The sequence below is a fragment of the Natrialba taiwanensis DSM 12281 genome (assembly GCF_000337595.1).
GTDB lineage: Archaea > Halobacteriota > Halobacteria > Halobacteriales > Natrialbaceae > Natrialba > Natrialba taiwanensis.
Genome location: NZ_AOIL01000009.1, coordinates 144456 through 164514, shown reverse-complemented (window position 1 = coordinate 164514; position 20059 = coordinate 144456). Strand labels below are relative to the sequence as shown.

Annotated in this window: 14 protein-coding genes; 11 read left to right on the top strand and 3 right to left on the bottom strand. The window is 62.7% G+C overall.

Annotated features, from left to right (window positions below; translation table 11 throughout):
• The 3 genes from C484_RS01660 to C484_RS01650 are packed head-to-tail and all read left to right on the top strand — an operon-like array spanning window position 1 to window position 3262.
• Window positions 1–933: a carbohydrate ABC transporter permease gene (locus C484_RS01660; protein ID WP_006824244.1), complete on the top strand. Its 933-nt coding sequence runs from the start codon at window positions 1–3 to the stop codon at window positions 931–933.
• A 3-nt stretch (window positions 934–936) separates the two neighbouring features.
• Window positions 937–2097 carry an ABC transporter ATP-binding protein gene (locus C484_RS01655; protein WP_006824243.1) on the top strand — a complete coding sequence of 387 codons (1161 nt, stop codon included), beginning with the start codon at window positions 937–939 and terminating at the stop codon, window positions 2095–2097.
• 7 nt (window positions 2098–2104) lie between these two features.
• A complete protein-coding gene (locus tag C484_RS01650; protein WP_006824242.1) occupies window positions 2105–3262 on the top strand; it encodes an ABC transporter ATP-binding protein in 1158 nt (385 codons plus the stop codon).
• Between the two features lie 437 nt (window positions 3263–3699).
• On the opposite strand, the gene C484_RS01645 is transcribed toward C484_RS01650, so the two are convergent.
• Window positions 3700–4566 (bottom strand): fumarylacetoacetate hydrolase family protein, encoded by an 867-nt coding sequence (locus tag C484_RS01645; RefSeq protein ID WP_006824241.1) that lies wholly within the window; start codon window positions 4564–4566, stop codon window positions 3700–3702.
• Between the two features lie 112 nt (window positions 4567–4678).
• Between C484_RS01645 and xacF the strand changes: the two genes are divergently transcribed.
• From xacF to C484_RS01630, 3 genes are all read left to right on the top strand, one after another.
• Window positions 4679–6118, top strand: a complete 1440-nt coding sequence (xacF, locus tag C484_RS01640; RefSeq protein ID WP_006824240.1) for a 2,5-dioxovalerate dehydrogenase — start codon at window positions 4679–4681, stop codon at window positions 6116–6118.
• A gap of 116 nt (window positions 6119–6234) precedes the next feature.
• Window positions 6235–8568, top strand: coding sequence for a glycoside hydrolase family 3 N-terminal domain-containing protein (locus C484_RS01635; RefSeq protein WP_006824239.1), 2334 nt, complete (start codon window positions 6235–6237; stop codon window positions 8566–8568).
• A 146-nt stretch (window positions 8569–8714) separates the two neighbouring features.
• The gene (locus tag C484_RS01630) at window positions 8715–9629 is read left to right on the top strand and encodes a HEAT repeat domain-containing protein (RefSeq protein WP_006824238.1); all 915 of its coding nucleotides are present in this window, start codon (window positions 8715–8717) and stop codon (window positions 9627–9629) included.
• Window positions 9630–9652: 23 nt separating this feature from the next.
• Here C484_RS01630 and C484_RS01625 read toward each other — a convergent pair whose 3' ends face one another.
• Window positions 9653–9886: a hypothetical protein gene (locus C484_RS01625; RefSeq protein WP_006824237.1), complete on the bottom strand. Its 234-nt coding sequence runs from the start codon at window positions 9884–9886 to the stop codon at window positions 9653–9655.
• A gap of 125 nt (window positions 9887–10011) precedes the next feature.
• Window positions 10012–12081 (bottom strand): alpha-glucuronidase family glycosyl hydrolase, encoded by a 2070-nt coding sequence (locus C484_RS01620; RefSeq protein WP_006824236.1) that lies wholly within the window; start codon window positions 12079–12081, stop codon window positions 10012–10014.
• A gap of 226 nt (window positions 12082–12307) precedes the next feature.
• On the opposite strand from C484_RS01620, the gene C484_RS01615 reads away from it, so the two are divergent.
• From C484_RS01615 to C484_RS01595, 5 genes are all read left to right on the top strand, one after another.
• A complete protein-coding gene (locus C484_RS01615; RefSeq protein ID WP_049914978.1) occupies window positions 12308–13981 on the top strand; it encodes an ABC transporter substrate-binding protein in 1674 nt (557 codons plus the stop codon).
• Between the two features lie 43 nt (window positions 13982–14024).
• Window positions 14025–15023 (top strand): ABC transporter permease, encoded by a 999-nt coding sequence (locus C484_RS01610; RefSeq protein ID WP_006824234.1) that lies wholly within the window; start codon window positions 14025–14027, stop codon window positions 15021–15023.
• Window positions 15013–16029 carry an ABC transporter permease gene (locus C484_RS01605; RefSeq protein ID WP_193364797.1) on the top strand — a complete coding sequence of 339 codons (1017 nt, stop codon included), beginning with the start codon at window positions 15013–15015 and terminating at the stop codon, window positions 16027–16029. The genes C484_RS01610 and C484_RS01605 overlap by 11 nt, the downstream gene beginning before the upstream one ends.
• Window position 16030: 1 nt before the next feature.
• Window positions 16031–18259: an ABC transporter ATP-binding protein gene (locus tag C484_RS01600; protein WP_006824232.1), complete on the top strand. Its 2229-nt coding sequence runs from the start codon at window positions 16031–16033 to the stop codon at window positions 18257–18259.
• A gap of 360 nt (window positions 18260–18619) precedes the next feature.
• Window positions 18620–20038, top strand: a complete 1419-nt coding sequence (locus C484_RS01595; RefSeq protein ID WP_006824231.1) for a GntP family permease — start codon at window positions 18620–18622, stop codon at window positions 20036–20038.
• The last annotated feature ends 21 nt before the right edge of the window (window positions 20039–20059 follow it).

Sequence of the window (20059 nt, the reverse complement as noted above, 5' to 3'; positions counted from 1 at the left end):
ATGTCACAGTCAACCTCCAGATCACCCATCGACGTCGAATCGCTCGTCGAGAACTTCAACTACAGGCGGGTCGGGAAGTACGCGCTGGTCGTGCTCTTCCTGGGCTTTTTCCTCGTCCCGCTCGAGACGGGGATCATGACCGCCCTCAAGACGAACTCCGCTATCGCTCGCTCGCTGCCGTTCGCACCGCCGGCCGGCGAAGGGTTCACGCTGTCGAATCTCGAGTACGCCTTCAGTCAGCTGACGAACTCGTTCGTGAACTCGTTGCTGATGGCGGTGCCGGCGACGCTCCTCAACGTCCTGCTGGCCAGTATGGCCGCCTACGGACTGACGATGGTTTCCTGGCGGGGACAGATCGCTGTCTTCGCACTGTTCCTGGTCGGTGTGTTCGTTCCCTACCAGGCCGTACTGGTCCCGTTGTCGCAGTTCTGGAACAACATGTTCCCGCTGGCGCAGATGTTGGAGCCGCTGTTCGCGGCGATCCCGTTCTTACAAGGGGGCCACTCACGGCTCGTTCCGCTGACCATCACTCACGTCGCCTACGGGATTCCGATCTGTACGGTCCTCTTTCGATCGTACTACAAGAGCCTCCCCAACTCCCTGGTGGAGGCCGCGAAGATCGACGGCGCGAGCATCACGAAGATCTACCGCCGCATCGTCCTCCCGCTCTCGCTCCCGATGTTCGGCGTCGTGTTCATCTACCAGTTCACGCAGATTTACAACGAGTTCTTGTTCTCGTTCACCCTCATTACGGGGTCGAATCATCCGGCAGCGCCGGTGACGTTGATCCTGCCGGCGATCGGCTCCTCGACCGAGGGTATCGACTTCGGCATCCGGATGTCGGCGGCGTTCCTCGCGGCACTGCCGACGATCATCCTGTACGTCGCGTTCGCCGAACAGTTTGCAAAGGGACTGCGCACGGAGAGTGGATAACCGATGGGACGAATTCAACTCGATCACCTGACGAAACGATTCGGAGAGACGGTCGCCGTCGAGGACGTGACCCTCGACACCGAGGACGGCGAGTTCCTCATACTCGTCGGTCCCTCGGGCTGTGGCAAGTCGACGACGCTGCGGATGATCGCCGGCCTGGAGCGGCCGACCGACGGGAACCTCTACATCGACGGGGATCACATGAACTATCGCGTGCCCCAGAACCGGGATATCGCGATGGTCTTCCAGGACTACGCGCTGTACCCGCACATGACCGTTCGGGAGAACATCCGGTTCGGTCTCGAAGAGGAAGCCGGCTACACCGCTGCGGAGATGGACGAGCAGGTCGAAGCAACCGCCGCTGACCTCGGTATCGTCGATCTGTTCGACCGCAAGCCGGGCGAACTCTCGGGCGGCCAGCAACAACGAGTCGCGCTCGGCCGCGCCATCGTCCGCGATCCAGAAGTCTTCCTGATGGACGAACCGCTCGCCAACTTAGATGCCAAGCTTCGGTCCCAGATGCGAACCGAACTCCAGCAACTCCAGGCGGATCTCGACGTGACGACCGTCTACGTCACGCACAACCAGACCGAGGCAATGACCATGGGCGACCGGCTCGCAGTGCTAAACGACGGCCGCCTCCAGCAGGTCGGCGAACCCCTGACCCTCTACCACGAGCCCGCAAACCAGTTCGTCGCGGGCTTTATCGGCGAACCGATGATGAACTTCCTCCACGGGCACGCCGACGACGAGACGTTCACCGGTTCCGGACTCGAGTACCCGCTCGACGACCGCCTCGCCGATGCCGTCGGCGACACCGATGAACTCGTCCTCGGCGTTCGCCCAGAGGCGATCGACGTGCGCCGGGCCGACGAGGCCACAGGAGAGCGCGAGCGCGGGCCTCACGAGTTCAGGTTGCAGGTGGCGGTCAGCGAGACGCACGGCGACCAGAACGTGGTATCGATGACGGTCGACGACGAGGAAACCGACCACGATTCCCTGCGAGCCGTGACCGATGGGATGCACGTCGTCACCCAGGGCGATTCCGTCGTCGTCACCATCGACCCGGATACGGTCCACGTCTTCGACGGCGAGACCGGTGAGACGCTGTGCAACCGGCTGCTCGAAACGGAACCCGAACTCGCGGCGGTATCATCAAACTAGTCGTACTATGGCGCGCTTAGAACTCGACGACGTAACCAAGGTGTATCGGGGCGATGACGATGAGGCGGGTGTTGTTGCGGTCGACGATGTCTCGGTCGAGGTTCCGGACGGGGACTTCCTCGTCCTGGTCGGTCCCTCGGGCTGTGGCAAGTCGACGACGCTGCGGATGATCGCCGGCCTCGAAACCGTGACTGCGGGCGAGGTTACACTCGGCGACCGAACGATCAACGATGTCTCGGCGCAGGAGCGCGATATCGCGATGGTGTTCCAATCCTACGCGCTCTACCCGCACAAGACTGTTCGAGACAATATTGCCTTCGGACTCGAAGAATCGACGGACCGCTCCGACGGCGAAATCGCTTCGGCCGTCGAAGAAGTCACTGAATTAATGGGAATTGACGACCTGCTCGACCGCAAGCCGGGTGAACTCTCGGGCGGCCAGCAACAGCGGGTCGCACTCGGCCGCGCGATCGTCCGCGATCCCGATGCCTTCCTGATGGACGAACCGCTGTCAAATTTGGACGCGAAACTCCGCGCGGAGATGCGCACGGAACTCCAGCACCTCCAGGAGCAGTTGGGCGTGACCACCGTCTACGTCACCCACGATCAGACGGAAGCGATGACGATGGGCGACCGAATCGCCGTGCTCGATCAGGGGGAACTCCAGCAGGTCGGCACGCCGCTCGAGTGTTATCACCAGCCGAATAACCTGTTCGTCGCCGGCTTCATCGGCGAGCCATCGATGAACGTCTTCGACGGTCACCTCCAGACAACTGAACTCGTGACGGATTCGTTCACCTACTCGTTCTCCGCCGAGTCAGTCAGCGATCTCGACCTCGAGGACGACAGTGAACTCGTCCTCGGTATCCGTCCGGAGGATATTGAACTCGGTGAACACTCGACGGACGAGAACCGGTTCGAGGCTGAAGTGGTGGTCGTCGAACCGATGGGGAACGAGAATATCGTCCATCTTCAGTTCGACGACACGCCGACTGACGACGAGTTCATCGCGACGACTGAGGGGGTTCCGAGTGTGAGTAGCGGCGATCGTGTCGGCGTTGTATTCCCCGAAGCGGCGATTCATCTCTTCGAGGCGGATACCGGTAAAGCGGTGAAGAACCGACAACTGTCGTTTACCGGGACGCCAGCAGAGATGCTGCAATAGGCTGCAGTAGGCTGCAGTAGCTTCAGTAGTCGAGCGGGGCTGTTTTTCGACCGGTAGTTGTCCAGCGTACAGGTACAGATCTTGTGTCTGGTGGGTGTGACACGGTCGTGGCTCCTCCAGTGGTGAGTGGTGAGTAGTGGGTGTCGAGTGGCGAGCGGTGAGTCGTGAGACCGCGACTGAGCGATGAGCCGCGAGTAACGCGTGAAGAGGGGGAGAGATACTAGACGTGATAGCGGATCGGCTGGACGAATAGAACTCGGACATGCGAAGGCACTCGCCAGTACTCGGAGTGACAGCAGAACGATAAACGGCGACTCCATAATGCCATCCTGTCTCTCTCAGACGGACAACGGTGAGTCTCTCATGCTGACGCGATTCATCCCGCCTTTCGATCACCGATCTCCGTTCGAGTTCACGTTGACGCTCGGATTCGACGGTTATACTTCGATGACCGGATTCGAGAGTTCGCCGATCTCGTCGATTGTAATACGGACTTCGTCGTCGGGCTGGAGTGTGAACCCGTCGTCGGGGACCAGCGAGGTGCCGGTGAGCAACACGCCGAGTTCGGGAATGGTGTCGTGGTTTCGCCAGAACTCGGCCAGTTCGTCGCAGGTGCGGGCCATGTTCCCGGTCGAGGTTTCGCCCTCGTATCGGAGTTCGCCGTCGCGGCTGATCTCCATGGACATCGTTAGCTCGTGGGGGTCTGTGACGCTGTTAGCGGAGACGATTGCGGGACCGATCGAACAGCAGCGGTCGTAGGTCTTGGCCTGGGGCAGATAGAGCGGGTTTTCGCCTTCGATTTCGCGGCTACTCACGTCGTTGCCGATCGTGTAGCCGACGATCGAGCCGTCGTAGAGGACGATCCCGAGTTCGGGTTCGGGCACGTCCCACGTCGAGTCCGCGCGGATACCGATCGCTTCGTTCGGACCGACCGTGCGGCTGGATGTCGCTTTGAAGAAGATTTCGGGGCGGTCGGCCTCGTAGGCATGCAGGTACATCTCCGGCATGCCGCTCTCGCTTTCGCGGGCTTCCTCGCTAATCTCGTAGGTGACTCCCGCCGCCCACACCTCGTCCGGGACGAGGGGGAGCGTGGCAGTGGCGAGGGAGTCGCGCGCGATCGTCGGGGCATCGGCTGCGATATCGCTCGCAATTTCGTCGACGGAGACGCCGGCGATGTCTGCCGTTGCTGCGAGGTCGCCAAAGCCGTTCAGACGGGGCTTGACGGCTGTAAGGTCGTATGCCGTTCCCGAATCGACGGCGATGAGTCTGTACTGGTCGCCACTGGATAGGCGCTGATACCGCATGGTGAGTGCAACACTCTACCCCACTATAAATGTCCCGTCCGCGAACCGGTCGAGCAAGCGAAAGCTGCCAAACGGCAAGAATTATGGGCGAACGGAACGTCCGAGAGAGTGTATGCCTGACCAGCAGTTGAACTACGTGAGCGGCGAGTGGACTGCATCGAACACCGGTGAGACCTTCGAGACGACCGATCCGGCGAATCCGGACGAGGTCGTCGCGACCTATCCCCAGTCCGATGCCGAGGATACCGAACGGGCGATCGAAGCGGCAAACGAGGCCAGCGACGAGTGGGCCGAGACGCCGGGCCCGGAACGCGGACGGATCCTCACCGCGGCCGGGTCGCTCCTCGATCAGCGAACGGACGAACTGACCGAACTGCTCGTCCGAGAGGAAGGCAAGACCTGGAGCGAGGCCGGCGGCGAGGTACAGCGGGCCATCGACATCTTCCACTACTTCGGCTCGAAGGCCAGCGACCTCGGCGGCACGGTCAAGAGTTCGAGCGCCCGAGATACGAATCTCTACACGACGGTCGAGCCGCTCGGCGTCGCCGGGTTAATCACGCCGTGGAACTACCCCATCGCGATTCCGGCTTGGAAGATCGCACCCGCACTCGCTGCGGGCAACACCGTCGTCATCAAACCCGCGACGCTCGCGCCGGGCGTCGTCCACGAGATGGCCGAGGCGCTCGACGAGGCCGGCCTCCCGGACGGCGTCCTCAACGTCGTCACCGGCCCCGGTAGCGAGGTCGGTAGTACGATCGCGGGCCACGAGGCCGTCGATGCCGTTTCCTTCACCGGGAGTACCGCGGTCGGCAACACCGTCTACGACACCGCAACCGAGGACGGCAAGCGCGTCCAGCTCGAGATGGGCGGCAAGAATCCGACGATCGTCAGCGATAGTGCAGATGTCGAACAGGCGGCCGACATCGTCGCCGACGGTGCGTTCGGCGTCACCGGCCAGGCGTGTACCGCCGCCTCCCGCGCGATCGTCCACGAGGACGTCTACGACGAGTTCGTCGACGCCGTTGTCGACCGCGCCGCGGCGATCGACCACGGCCACGGCCTCGACGATCCGGGGATGGGCCCGCACGTCAGCGAATCCGAACTCGAGAGCACGCTCGAGTACGTCGAGATCGCCCAGGACGAGGGGGCGACCCTCGAGTACGGCGGCTCGGAACTCGATCGCGAGGGATACTACGTCGAACCGGCGGTCTTCTCCGATGTCGACACCGAGATGCGCCTCGCCCAGGAAGAGGTCTTCGGGCCGGTACTTGCAGTAATTCCGGTGAGCGACTTCGACGAGGCGATCTACGTCGCAAACGATGTCGACTACGGGCTCTCGGCCAGTGTCGTCACCGACGACCACACCGAGGCGAACCGCTTCGTCGACGAGATCGAAGCCGGCGTCGTGAAGATCAACGAAAAGACGACCGGCCTTGAACTCCACGTTCCCTTCGGCGGCATGAAGGACTCCTCGAGCGAAACCTACCGCGAACAGGGCGACGCTGGCCTCGACTTCTACACGATCAGCAAGACGGTCTACGACAACTACTGACCGCTCCTCGCCGCTCGAGGTGGTTCGGAATTGACGCTATTTTTGGCCCCGATCCGACGAGACGCGATCACGTACCGGTCCGAATTATTAAGCGTCTCGGCGGTGAGGGATGGATAATGCAGCCGAGTTCAGACAGCGGCGTTAGCGAAGCGCCGGCCGAGCAGCGCATCGACTCTCTCATCCAGGAACTGACGCTCGCCGAGAAGGCGGCACAACTCGGGTCCGTCAACGCCGACGAACTCCTGGACGAGACAGGTGAACTCGACGAGGAAGCCGTCAGCGACCACCTCTCGAACGGTATCGGTCATCTGACCCGAATCGGCGGGGAGGGGAGCTTACCTCCGTCCGAGGCGGCCGAACGGACGAACGAACTGCAGACGTACCTCCGGGAGGAGACGCGCCTCGGCGTCCCCGCAATTCCCCACGAGGAGTGTCTGAGCGGATACATGGGTCCCGAGGGGACGACCTTCCCGCAAATGATCGGGATGGCGAGCACGTGGTCGCCCGCCCTCCTCGAAACGGTCACCGAGACGATCCGTGGTCAGTTGGCGGCCATCGGGACCGCACACGCGCTGTCTCCTGTCCTCGACGTCGCCCGCGATCTCCGGTGGGGACGCGTCGAGGAGACCTTCGGCGAAGACCCCTATCTGGTCGCGGCGATGGCGTGTGGATACGTCGACGGGCTCCAGGATGACGGCGACGGCGTCGCCGCGACGCTCAAGCACTTCGCCGGCCACGCGGCCGGAACGGGCGGAAAGAATCGGAGTTCGGTCTCCCTCGGGCGGCGCGAACTCCGCGAAACGCACATGTTTCCCTTCGAAGCGGCTGTCCGCACGGCGAACGCCGAGTCGGTCATGAACGCCTATCACGACATCGACGGAATCCCGTGTGCCAGCGACGAGTGGCTGTTGACTGACATCCTTCGAGGAGAGTGGGGATTCGACGGGACGGTGGTCTCGGACTACTACAGCGTCGAGTACCTCCGCAGCGAACACGGCGTCGCCGCAGACGAACGGGAAGCGGGCGTCATGGCCGTCGAAGCCGGCATCGACATCGAACTCCCCGCCACGGACTGCTACGGCGACCACCTCGTCGACGCCGTCGACGCCGGTGAACTCGCCGAGGAGACGATCGACGAAGCCGTTCGTCGCGTCCTCCGCGCGAAGGCTCGGAAGGGGTTGCTCGACGACCCGACGGTGGACCCCGACGCAGCGACGGAGCCGTTCGGCACCGACGAGGCGAGGGCACTCACCGAGCGCGCCGCCCGCGAATCGATGACCCTCCTGCAAAACGACGGCGACCTGCTTCCGCTCGTCGGCGAGGAAACGGGCTCCGTCGCGGTCGTCGGCCCGAAAGCCGACGACGCCCAGGAACTGCTCGGCGATTACGCCTATCCCGCCCACTACCCCGAAGAAGAGATCGAGTTCGACGCGACGACACCGCTCGATGCCGTCCGTACACGGGGAGAGGAGTACGGATTCGAAGTGCGCCACGAGCGGGGCTGTACAACGACCGGACCCGACACGGCAGGGTTCGACGCGGCCGCAAACGCCGCCGCGGACGCCGACGTCGCCCTCGCGTTCGTCGGCGCACGCTCCGCCGTCGATTTCTCGGACTCGGACAGAGACCGGATCAACAAGCCGAGTGTCGCCACGAGCGGCGAGGGGTGTGACGTGGTCGACCTGGGACTGCCCGGCATGCAGCGCGAACTCGTCGAACGAGTTCACGAGACCGGGACGCCGGTCGCAGTCGTCGTCGTCAGCGGCCGCCCCCACGCGATGGAGCGGATCGCGGCGACCGTTCCGGCGGTCGTGCAGGCGTGGCTTCCCGGCGAACGCGGCGGCGAGGGGATCGCCGCCGTCCTGTTCGGCGAGCACAACCCCGCCGGCCACCTTCCCGTCTCCGTTCCGCGTACCGTCGGGCAACTGCCCGTCCACTACAACCGAAAACCGAACACCGCGACCGAGGAGTACGTCTACACGGAGAGCGACCCGCTCTATCCCTTCGGACACGGGCTTTCCTACACCGAGTTCACCTATGGTGATCTCTCGCTGTCGACGGACTCCCTCCCCCCGGCTGGCACGATCGTCGCGGACGTGACCGTCGAAAACGTCGGCGACGCCGCGGGAGACGATGTAATCCAACTGTACGCGAGCGCCGAGAACCCCGATCTGGCCCGCCCGGTTCAGGAACTCGTCGGGTTCGAGCGCGTCTCCCTCGATCCGGGCGAGACGAAGCGCGTTAGTTTCGCGGTCGACGCTTCGCAACTCGCCTATCACGACCGGGATTTCAACTTGGTCGTCGAGGAGGGCCCCTACGAGTTCCGCGTCGGCCACTCGGCCGCCGACGTGGTCGCGACCGCACCGTTCGAGGTAACCGGGACGAAGGAAGTCCCGCGGACCGGTCGAACGTATTTCACCGAGACGGACGTGACGGGCGGAGACGAGTGAACGCTCCGGTCACAGTGTTGCTCGGCATCGCTCGAGGGCATCGGGCGGCTGTCGTCGAAGCCGGTCGCCCACGGTTCGCGAATGTGGGCAACAAACGCGGTAAACAATCCCTCACGTATTTACTTCTCGATACGTATCACTCAGCCATGCCGACGGATTCATCGGAGCCTCCCGACGGTCTTTCCCTCGACTCGAAATCGGTATCGCTTGGCGAAATCGACGACGCGGAGATTCGTGCCGCCCTCTCGTCGTCGGAGCCGCTGGTTCGACGGCGGGGTATCGCGGCCTGTGAGGCCCGAGTCGAAGCGAACGCCGACGCCGTCCGACCGCTCCTCGATGCGGTCGCGTCGGCCGCTGCCGACGACAACGCCCCGGTTGCGCTGCGTGCGATTTCCGTCCTCGACACCGTCGCCGAGAGCGATCCGGCGGCGCTCGAGGGACACACGGCGGCTCTCGTCGGTGCCGTCGACAGCGAGATCGCGGACGTGCAACTGACCGGCGCGACCGTCCTCGGGAAACTCGCCGTTTCCCGTCCCGCTCTCGTCGCACCGCATTCCCCGGCGATGATCGACGCCATTCGAGCTACTGAACTCGATACGGAACCGGAGGATTTCGGCGACGCGGTCGCCGATGCGGTGACCCGACGGACGCTCCGAGATCACGAGGAGGAGGAACGAAAACGACGAATCAGCGCCCGGCGCACGCTTGGGAACGTCGTGGTCGCCATCGCCGAGGCGAAGCCCCAGTCGATGGTCGACGCTGTCCCCGACCTCGTCGCGCTGCTGGACGACGAGGATCCGGCCGTTGTCGGCGGTGCCGTCGATGCGCTCGACGAACTGGCGGCGGCGAATCCGACTGCCGTCGCCCCCGCGACCGACCGCCTGGTCGATTGTCTCGACCGCGATAGCGCCGTCGTTCGTGCACGTACCGTTCGGGCGCTCGGACATCTCGGGGACGCCGCCACCGTCTCGCACCTTCGAACGGCGGCCGCGGACGACCCCGATGCGGACGTTCGCGAACTCGCGGCCGAGACCGCGAATTACATCGCGGACGCGTCGTAATTTACGAACCGCCGACATTGGGGTCAGTCGTCCATCGCGCGTTTCGTGCAGTACCAGTACGTTGTGCTGAAGAAGCCGAGCGACCCGACCACGAGAACAACATCGATGACGAGGATCGGAAAGGCCCTGTCACCCGGCTCGACGAACGGAATCGAGAGCGCGAGGAGGAGACCTGACGCGATCAACAGGGCGATAATGACCCGCAGCTGCGCGCGCTGCGCAGCGACGAGATCGAGCAGCGTCGACGATTTCGACATGGTATGTGGGTACACAACACACAGTAAAAATCTACCGATGGTTTCGATCGCCGTGCCACTACTCTTTCGACGGACTCTGCAGTCGCGATTCGGCGGTCGGCAACGGAGTTCGTCGCGGGCTGGGACTAGTCACGGCGAACGCGACCTCGTTCATCCGGGATGCCGGAGTACTCGCGGAAGTACGACGTGAGAACGTCCCGCCACCGCTCGGCCTGTGCAACCTGTTCGTCGAACCGCTCGGCGACGTGGCGGTATCGCCGCTCGTCTATCCTTCCTTCGAGCGTGTGCCACCGGTCTCGAAGGCGCTCGACTTCCTCGACGCCATCGAAGCAATTGTCGTAGAGTCGCTGGACGATGGTCGTCCCGTCGTCGAGTTCGTAGTCCCAGGGGAGGTGATGGAAGAACAGGAGGAGTTCGTCGGGGCACGTTTCGACGGACTCGTACCGCTCGGCGATCGGGGCCGGATACTGCGCGGTGTAGCCGCTGCCGCGTTCGGTTCGATCGACGCCGATTCCGTCCTCACTCGCGCCGTGATAGCCGGGCCATTCTTCGGGTGACGGGTAGTAGTGGTTCTCGAGAAACTCCTCGCCGTTGTGCATCATGTGCACGAGTCCGAGGCCGCCGGTTTCGTAGTTGATGCACGCCTCCCACGGGTCGCGGAGGAGTTCGGTGATCGTCTCGACGACGACCTCGTCAGCGCCGAACGTCTGTCGGACCCACTCCTCGGTGATCGTTTCGACGGACAGATCGGGATTCCAGGCCATACGCCCGAACGCGTAGAGGTTCGCCTGGGACAGGTAGTGGCCCGTCCAGGTATCGTCTTCGCCGATGTTGGCGACACCGGCGACGCCCTGTCCCGCTCCTCGCAGGAGCGACTTCACCGGCGTCGCCTCGCCGTCGGCGCGCGTCTCGAACTCGAAGACCTCCTTCCACAGCGGGAGGTGATAGGTCGCGTGGACGCCCTGCCCGGTGTACTCCTGGGTGAGTTGCACCTCCAATCCGAGGTCCGTCTCCGGCATCGCACCGAAGAGCGTCGACGCCGGCTCGCGGGGCTGGAAGTCGATCGGGCCGTTCTTGATCTGTACGGTGACGTTGTCGCTGAACTCGCCGTCCAGGGGTTCGAACGTGTCGTAGGCCTGTACCGCCCGATCTTCGTGTGAGCCGTAGACGAAGGCTCGCCACCAGACGCGCCCGCCGTGGGGTTCGAGCGCCCGTGCGATCGCGTTCGCGCCGTCCACGTGATTCCGGTCGTAGTCGTAGGGTCCGGGTTGTCCCTCCGAGTCCGCCTTGATCAGGAACCCGCCGAGATCCGGTACGAGGCCGTAGATCTCGTCGGCTTTCGCTGCCCACCACTCTCGAACGTCGTTATCGAGCGGGTCGGCGGTATCGAGATCGCCGACGAGCATCGGTGCTGCGAAGTTGACCGACAGGTACGGTCGGATCCCGTATCGGCGAAACAGCGACGCGAGTCCGGTGAAATCCTCGAGCCGTCGCGATTCGAGCAGTTGCCAGCCCTCGAACGCGTCGACGGCGTCGTTTGCGCTCTTTCGCGGCGGTTTCGTGGTGTTGACGTTGTTGAGAACGATCCCGTTGATCCCGACGGACGCCAATAGCCGCGCGTAATCCTCGTACCGCGGCCGGAGATCGGGCAACCGTTCCCAGTCGAAGATCGATTCGCCACCGTAGCCGCGCTCGACCGACCGGCGGAAGGGCGTATCCCACTGGTTGAGCAATCGATTCGCGTACGTCGGCTCCTCGCGGATCTCGAGTTCGTCGATCGGTTCGCGGAGTTGGAGGAGGCGAAGGAGGTGGAAGGTGCCGTACATCAGTCCCCGATCGGTGGGTGCGGTCACGACGAGACAGTCCGCTCCGTTCCAGGTGACCGCCCGGATGAGAAAGCCGCCGTCGTCGAGTGCAGCGACATCATCGACCGGGACCGACTCGGCGATCAGCGCCATATCGTCCGGCGTGCCGATGGCCAGGAACCCGTCGACAGTCGTCGGCGGGTGTTGCCAGAAGTGGGGCTTCGCGCCTAGCAGCTCGGGCAGTGCTTGCCGGAGTTCGTCTCGAATCGCGCTGCACTCCGGCGATTTTTCCGAGACGTACGCGTGTCTACACTGCCGGCGGTACGAGGCGCGTACGTCGTCCGCCGTGATGCGGTCGTACCGGAGCCAGCAATCGTCGTACGAGGTCATCGAGATACGGTAGTGCAGTCATTGGCGATCGGTAAAAATGGTACTGGTCGCCGCCACAGTCGGTTCGAGCGCCGATTGCACGTCACGGCTCATCCGTCCACCACTCCATCGCTGCACAGGGGAAATAATAATCATAATATTTATTACCGACTATGTGGTGTCATACCAATACATGGGATCTGATAGCATCCCGGACGATTACAGCGATGTAATCAGTCGTCGGGATATGTTAACGATAGCTGGGGTGTCGGGTGCGGCCGCGCTCGCCGGTTGCGTTGGTGGCAGTGGGTCGGATAGCGGCACGTTCGTCAATGCGTACACCGGCAATCCGGCCGACCTCCATTTCAACACGTCGGCGATCCAGAATTACAGGTGGCCCGCGGGGCGGGCGGTGTTCGCCCCGTTTATGAAGTATTCGTTCACTGAGAACGAGTTTCTGCTCGGAGCGCTCGACGACCTTGAAATCGACGGCGAGGAAGTGACGCTCACCTTCCGCGACGACCTGGCGTGGGACGACGGCGACGAGTGGACGACCGAGGATCTCGACGTGCAACTGCAACTGGCGGAGAAAAGCGGGAGTTCGCTCTGGGGGTATCTCGACGACTACGAGATCGTCGACGATAAGACCGCCCGCCTCTTGCTCTCCGGGCCGACGAACCCGCAGATCGTCCGGTTCGAACTCACGAACTTCCTCGTCGATACGAAAGCGGAAACTCACGAGCAGTGGTTGGATGCGGACGAGTCGGAGTTCCTTCGGTGGGAGTGGGAGGATCCCGTCGCCAGCGGGATGTTCTCGTTCGTGAGCAAGGATCGCCAGGCGTTCGAGTTCGAACCCAACCCCGAGTTCTACAACGCAGACAACGTCGATATCGACACGTTCCTGATCGATAGCTACGGCGGAAATACCGCACAGCACCAGGCATTGATGTCGGGGACGGAAGCCGATGCGGCGCTGAGTCTGTTCGCTCCGCCGGAGATCGTCGATCAGTTCCCGGATCACGTTGTCGAGATTCAGATCCCGGCCAAGTGGGGGTACGGAATCGTGTTTAATCACGACGATCCCCATTTCGGGCAGCGGGAAGTCCGGCAGGCGGTCGCACACGTTATCGATCGCGAGTCGATCGTCGAGAACGCGGGGCCGCGCTCGAAGTTCGTGACGCCGACTCCGTGCGGTATCGCGCCCCGTGATCAGGAGTACTGGCTGGACGACTGGTACGACGACTTCGAAACCTACGGTGCCGGTTCCAGTCAAACGGACCAAGCAACCCAGTTGCTCGAGGACGCCGGATACACTCGGGAGGGAGAGACGTGGGAAGATTCCGACGGGAACACGATCGGCGGGGAGTACTACTCGCCCGCGGGCTGGACGGACTGGACGACGATGTCCCAGACGGTCGTCAGTCAACTGAACGAGTTCGGGTTCGATTTCTCGGTCAGCACGAAGCCGACGAACGACTGGTTCAGCCAGTACTCCAACAGCAACTTTGCGATGGGGAGTCTCTACTGGCTGCCCGGCGGCTCGCGGTCGTCGTTCCCGTACTTCCCGCTGTACTACCAGTTGTGGGAGGAGGAGATCGGCGGCGGACACAACTACCGGGAGAAGGCGGACTCAGAACAGACGATCCCCGACAGGGACGGCGGCGAGATGACGCTCACTCCGCTCGAGGTAACCGAGGAAATAGCGCGACAATCCAGTGACGAGGAGGCGCGGCCGTACGTCCAGCAGGCGGCGTGGCACAACCATATCGAACTGCCGTTCCTCGGCTTGGTGTCCAAGTACGAGCAGTCCTGGGTGACCGACGACGAGTGGACGGTCGCCGCCGAGGACAGCCCCAACCGCCAGGTCAAGTGGCCGCAGTTCTGGTGGGTCCACGAGGGAGCGTTGCAGCCTCGAACCTAACGGTGACTCACCGTCCATCACTCAGCTACACGGAAACCCAACCATGAACTACTACCTCAAACGGACGGCGCAAATCCCGCTGACGATCCTCGCAGTGGCGACGCTCACGTTCGGTCTGATCCGACTGCTTCCCGGGGGTCCGTTCACGCAACTCCGGCTCGAACTGCTACAGCAGGGGGTTCCCGCCGAACAGGTCGACACGCGCATCGAAGCGCTGCAGAACATCAGACCGGACGCACCGCTTTGGCAACAGTACCTGGACTACCTGATCGGAGTCGCCCAGTTGGATCTCGGGCAGTCGATCTCCCTCAACGAACCCGTCATTGACGTTCTCGCTCGCTCGCTTCCCTGGACCGTCTTCCTGGTTGTGACATCGACGATACTGATGTTCGTCGTCGGCGTGGTGATCGGCGCGCTGCAGGCGTACTGGGAGGGCTCGCGATTCGACCGGCTCACGTCCGGCGGGTCGATCTTTCTGATGTCGGTTCCGTACTACATCTTCGCGGTGATCTTCCTGTTTATCCTGGCGTTCCAGCTCCAGCTGTTTCCGACCGGGAACGCGGTCGACCGAGGCGTCGACGCCTCGCTCAGCCTTGCGTATTTCTCGAGCGTCCTCCACCACGCCGCCTTACCCATTCTCGCGTTTACTATCAGCGGCATCGGATCGACGGCGCTCAACATGCGCGGCAACGGGATCCAGGTGCTCGGCAAGGAGTACGTCGAGGTCGCCAGACTGCGGGGACTCTCCAATAATCGTATCGCCACCCGATACGTCGCCAGAAACGCCATCCTGCCGATGTACACGGGACTGCTTCTCCTCATCGGGTTCCGCCTCGGGGGCACCGTCGTGCTCGAAGAGATCTTCTCGTATCCCGGCCTCGGATACTACATGATCCAGGCGGTGAACGCGAACGATTACCCGCTCATGATGGGCTGTTTCCTCGTCATCACGGTCACGCTCGTCGTCGGCGTCTACATCGCCGACCTGACCTACGGGCTCATCGACCCGCGCATCTCAGCAGGTGATTCCGATGAGTACTGAACCGGACTCCGCCGCCGAAGGGATCGACTGGCGTTCGGAGGCCTCGAACGTCGAAATGAGTCGTCGCGACCAACTGAGCGAACTGTACGAGCAGAAGATCCGCGTACCCGCCGCCGTCGCGTGGTCGGACAGCCGAACTCGTCTGGGTCTCCTCATCATCAGCGTGTACCTCTTCATGGCGTTGGTAGACGTGCTCGGTCTCTGGCGCGATCCCAGTCCGAACCAGGCGGAGCGCTTCCTCGGGCCGTTCGAGAACATGCAGTATCCACTCGGGACGACCAATTCGGGAGTCGATCTGCTCGCGCTGATCATCGACTCGACGCCGTTCATCCTGCTGATGGTGCTCGCGGGCGGCGTGTGGGCGACCACACTCGCGGTCGCTGTCGGCACTCTCTCGGGGTACAAGGGCGGAACGGTCGATACCGTCATCACGGCGATCTCGGACTTCTTCATGGCGATTCCGGGGCTGCCGCTCGTCATCGTCCTGGCAATCGCACTCAGTCCCGAGAACCCGATTCTCCTCGGCGTCGTCCTGACGATCAACTACTGGGCGGGTCTGGGCCGTTCGATACGGTCGCAGGTCCTCTCGATACGGGAAGCGAGCTACGTCGAGGCGTCCCGAACGATGGGAACGAGTACGCCCCGCATCATTACCAAGGACGTGCTGCCGAACATCATGCCGTACGTGATGGTCAACTTCGTGCTCGCCGCACGCTACACGATCTTCGCGGCCGTCGGGCTGTACTTCATCGGCGTGCTGCCGTACTCGGGGCAGAACTGGGGCGTGACGCTGAGCAACGCGTACTATCAGGGCGGCCTGTTCTCGATGCAGGCGCTCCACTGGCTCCTCGTTCCGATTATCGCCATCGTCGGGCTCGCCTTCGGGCTTATCCTGCTGAGCCAGGGCATGGACCGCATCTTCAACCCGCGAGTTCGAACGCGGCTCACCGGCGAATCCGAGTCCGTCACGGAGGATACCGACACGTCGACAACGGAGATGATATAATATGGCTACCGATAGTTCAAGCTCAGTCAGCGATCGCATCGTCTCGCGAGGAACCGTCGAAGATCCGATCTTCGAGATCACCGAAACGAGCGTCACGTACGACGACGGCGAAACCTGCGTCCTCGAGGACGTCACCGTCAGCATCGATCGGCACGAGATTCTCGGCATCGTCGGCGAGAGCGGCAGCGGGAAGTCGATGTTCGCCTCTGCATTGCTCGACGCTATCCCCGATCCCGGCGTCCTGAGTGGCGATATCCGATACCATCCACCGGACGGACCGCCGGTGGATCTCCTCGAGTTGACCGACGAGGAACGCAGACAGTTCCGCTGGGAGGAAGTGTCGATGGTGTTCCAGGGCGCGATGAGTTCGTTCAACCCGACGATGAAGATCGGCGCCCACTTCGAGGAGACGCTCAAGGCCCACGACAAGCACGTCTCGGAGGGACTCGAGTTCGCCCGCGAACTCCTCGAGAACCTGTATCTCGAACCCGAGCGGGTGCTCGACGCGTATCCGCACGAACTCTCGGGCGGGATGCAACAGCGGGCACTGATCGCGCTGAGTATGGTCCTCGATCCGGCAGTGCTGGTGATGGACGAACCGACGGCCGCACTCGATTTGCTGATGCAGCGATCGATCTTGACGCTGCTCGACCGCTTGCAGCGCACGTACGATTTGACGATCGTCTTCATCACCCACGACCTGCCGCTGGTCGCCTCGCTCGCCGATCGGATGGCCATCATCTACGCGTTCCAGTTCGCCGAGATCGGGCCGCGCGACGAGATCATCGGTAACGCCGCCCACCCGTACACCCGGGCGTTGTTGAACGCGACGCCGAACGTCGATGCGCCGCTGGACGAGATGCAACCCATCGAGGGCGAGGGTCCGGCCCCGGTGAGCGTTCCGTCGGGATGCCGGTTCGAACCGCGGTGTCCGCTCGCGACCGAGGAATGTCGGACAACCGATCCGCCGTTAGCTGCGGTCGATCGGGACCGAACCAGCCATCGATCCGCGTGCCACCATCCGGCGACCGCCCGCGAGGAGATCCGCCTCAATTTCGACGAGGCGAACGATGAACTCGAGTCGGCTTCCCCCGTCGAGCCGTCGGAATCGGCAGTCGAAACGCGGGCCGAACAGACGAGCGAGACGCCGCTACTCTCGCTCGACGACGTTGCGGTCCATTTCACCGAGGAACAGGGGCTGACCGAACGGTTCACGAAAGACCCGACGGTCGTCCGTGCGGTCGACGGCGTCTCGCTCGATATTCACGAGCAGGACCTCGTCTGTCTTCTCGGTGAGAGCGGCTGCGGCAAGACGACGCTGGGGAAGACGTTGATCGGACTTCAGCGACCGACCGACGGCTCGATCGAGTATCGCGGGCAGGATATCTGGGAGGCGAAGGACGGCGACGGTGAGATACCGTACGACGAAATACGGTCGGCGCTGCAGATCATCCATCAGGACCCGGGAAGCGCGCTCAATCCCAACCGACGTATCGCCGATATTCTCTCGGAGTCGCTCAGACACACTCATCCAAACATCGGTCGGAACGAGCGGCGGCGACGAATGCATTCGCTGCTCGAACGGATCGGTATGGCGCCGGCGGACGAGTTCCTTGATCGGTATCCCCACCAACTATCGGGCGGGGAGAAACAGCGCGTCGCGCTCGCTCGCGCCCTACTGATGAATCCGGATGCGATCCTCGCCGACGAGGCCATCAGTGCGGTCGATGTCTCGTTGCGTATCGAGATCATGGATCTGATGTTGGAGCTCCAGTCAGAGTTCGAAACTTCGTTCCTCTTCGTCTCCCACGATCTCTCGAACGCACGCTACTTCGCCGAACACGGCGACGGACGAATCGCCGTCATGTACCTCGGCGAGATCGTCGAGATCGGCTCCGCCGAGCGGCTCATCCACGATCCCCGGCATCCGTACACCGAAGTGCTCCGGTGGGCGACGCCGGATCTAGAACTCGATTCGATGGGTGCTGGTGACCCGCCGCTCAGGGAGGTCGACGTTCCCGATCCGATCGATCCGCCATCCGGCTGTCGGTTCCACACGAGATGTCCCGTCGCTCGCGAGGCGTGCCGTGAACAGCGTCCGAATCTCCGGCGGATCGATGAGGGTGACGGGAAAGCTGCGTGCTTCCGGGAGGATCCGAATCACGAGTATTGGGACAGCGATCCACTGGACGGAGCCGTCGAGCAGCCAGAAGAGTTCGCGGGAGATTGAGACGCGAACTCGTCTGCTGGATGATCGCTTCGTGCGCCTGCGGCCCGACACGGATAGATACTCGTCTACAGGTTGCTGACAGCTAAACCGGTTCGGACTCTCCGTTTCCGTTTCCTTCTCCTTCGGATCGGCACGATCCTCGGGCGTTCCGTCGCCAACCTACGGTCTCGAACGAGAGGCGTCCGATCCGTTCATTGCTAGTGAACTGGAATCCGATTTTGCTAAACGCTGTTCTCGCTTACCGAAAACGGGTGGACATTCGTCCGCTATTCCGTCGTTATGTGCAACAATCATGTTTGTGAGGCGAACAATAATAAACACATGGTTTTTTATGTCCGTCCTTGGTTGTGACGAATGCACATGGTAGCAACGGCACCACTGGTAGCCTTCGGTATTGGGATCGTCGCCGTCGTCCTGTTTCTGGTCGTCTGGGATGTCCCGACGTTCATCGGATTGACGCTCTCGGCACTGCTCGTTGGAACGGTTAATGCTCTGCTCTTTCCGGGGATCACTGCCGGTGAAATCCCCGACTCTGTCGCGACGGCGTTCGGTGACAACATGGCCAGTGTTGGGATTCCGATCCTGATGGCAGCGGTGATCGGGAAGTCGATGACCGACTCCGGCGCGGCAAACCGCATCGTCCGAACCTTCCAATCGTTCGTCAGCGACCGCAACGCCGACATTTCACTCTGGGTGAGCAGTTCGCTGCTTTCCATTCCTGTGTTTTTCGACAACGTATTCTATCTTATGGCCCCGCTGGCCCGTGCGATGCGCGCCCGGATTGGGGATAACTACACGCTGTACATCGTCGTCGTCGGCGGCGGTGGCGTCGCGATGCACGCGTTCGTCCCGCCGACCCCGGGTCCGCTTGCGGTCGCCCAAGAGATCGTCCCCGATCAGACGAGTTCGATTCTCGGGCCGACGATCCTCATCGGGCTGGCGGTTGCGATTCCGGCCGCGCTCATCAGCGGGATTCTTTTCGGTCGGTTCATCAATCAGTACATCGATATCCCGCTTCGCGACGCGATGGGAACGACCGTCGAGGATCTCGAGGAACAGGTGGCAAAATCGGATTCGAACCTGCCGTCGTTCGCGGAGTCGGTTCTGCCGGTCGTCGTCGCAGTCGCATTCATCGCCGCCAGTACTGCGGTCAACACGCTCACGGCGGCGTACTCGATATCCGCGTTAGAAACCGTGCAACCGGTCACCGACTACATGGGCAACGTCAATCTCTCGCTGACCCTCGCCGCGGTCATTGCCGCGCTCACCTACCTGCGCATGGACGACTTTCCGCGGTCGGTCTGGGAGGACGAGCTCACCGACGCCCTGCGAAACGGTGGCAACATCGCGGCGATCACCGCCGCAGGCGGTGCGTTCGGTGCCATGCTCGCGGAAGCCGGTATCGGTGATGTGGTCGCATCGACGCTGCAGAACTTCGGTATCGGCATACTCGTGACCGCCTGGCTCATCGCCGCGATCATCCGCGTCGCACAGGGGTCGGTCACGGTTGCAATGTTGACGACCGGGGGGATTATGGCACCGCAGGTCTCCTCGATGAGCGTTCATCCGGCGTATCTCGTGATGGCGATCGGCTCCGGAGCCGTCATCTGCTCGTGGTTCAACGATTCCGGATTCTGGATCGTCAAAGAAATCGGCGGACTGACGAAGGCGGAGACGTTGAAAACGTGGACGACGCTCACGACAGTGCTCTCGTTTTCGAGTCTCGTCATGATTCTCGTCTACTCGACGCTGCTCCCGGACCCGTTCGGGTTCGTGTAACCGTCGGTTCCGTTTTCCGAC

Excerpts from the sequence above, each read along its gene's own strand:
- C484_RS01645 (WP_006824241.1), bottom strand. The coding sequence starts at position 4,566 with ATGCGGTATCAGCGCCTATCCAGTGGCGACCAGTACAGACTCATCGCC.
- C484_RS01615 (WP_049914978.1), top strand. The coding sequence starts at position 12,308 with ATGTTAACGATAGCTGGGGTGTCGGGTGCGGCCGCGCTCGCCGGTTGC.
- C484_RS01625 (WP_006824237.1), bottom strand. The coding sequence starts at position 9,886 with ATGTCGAAATCGTCGACGCTGCTCGATCTCGTCGCTGCGCAGCGCGCG.
- C484_RS01610 (WP_006824234.1), top strand. The coding sequence starts at position 14,025 with ATGAACTACTACCTCAAACGGACGGCGCAAATCCCGCTGACGATCCTC.
- C484_RS01595 (WP_006824231.1), top strand. The coding sequence starts at position 18,620 with ATGGTAGCAACGGCACCACTGGTAGCCTTCGGTATTGGGATCGTCGCC.
- C484_RS01650 (WP_006824242.1), top strand. The coding sequence starts at position 2,105 with ATGGCGCGCTTAGAACTCGACGACGTAACCAAGGTGTATCGGGGCGAT.
- C484_RS01600 (WP_006824232.1), top strand. The coding sequence starts at position 16,031 with ATGGCTACCGATAGTTCAAGCTCAGTCAGCGATCGCATCGTCTCGCGA.
- C484_RS01660 (WP_006824244.1), top strand. The coding sequence starts at position 1 with ATGTCACAGTCAACCTCCAGATCACCCATCGACGTCGAATCGCTCGTC.
- xacF (WP_006824240.1), top strand. The coding sequence starts at position 4,679 with ATGCCTGACCAGCAGTTGAACTACGTGAGCGGCGAGTGGACTGCATCG.
- C484_RS01655 (WP_006824243.1), top strand. The coding sequence starts at position 937 with ATGGGACGAATTCAACTCGATCACCTGACGAAACGATTCGGAGAGACG.
- C484_RS01630 (WP_006824238.1), top strand. The coding sequence starts at position 8,715 with ATGCCGACGGATTCATCGGAGCCTCCCGACGGTCTTTCCCTCGACTCG.
- C484_RS01605 (WP_193364797.1), top strand. The coding sequence starts at position 15,013 with ATGAGTACTGAACCGGACTCCGCCGCCGAAGGGATCGACTGGCGTTCG.
- C484_RS01620 (WP_006824236.1), bottom strand. The coding sequence starts at position 12,081 with ATGACCTCGTACGACGATTGCTGGCTCCGGTACGACCGCATCACGGCG.
- C484_RS01635 (WP_006824239.1), top strand. The coding sequence starts at position 6,235 with ATGCAGCCGAGTTCAGACAGCGGCGTTAGCGAAGCGCCGGCCGAGCAG.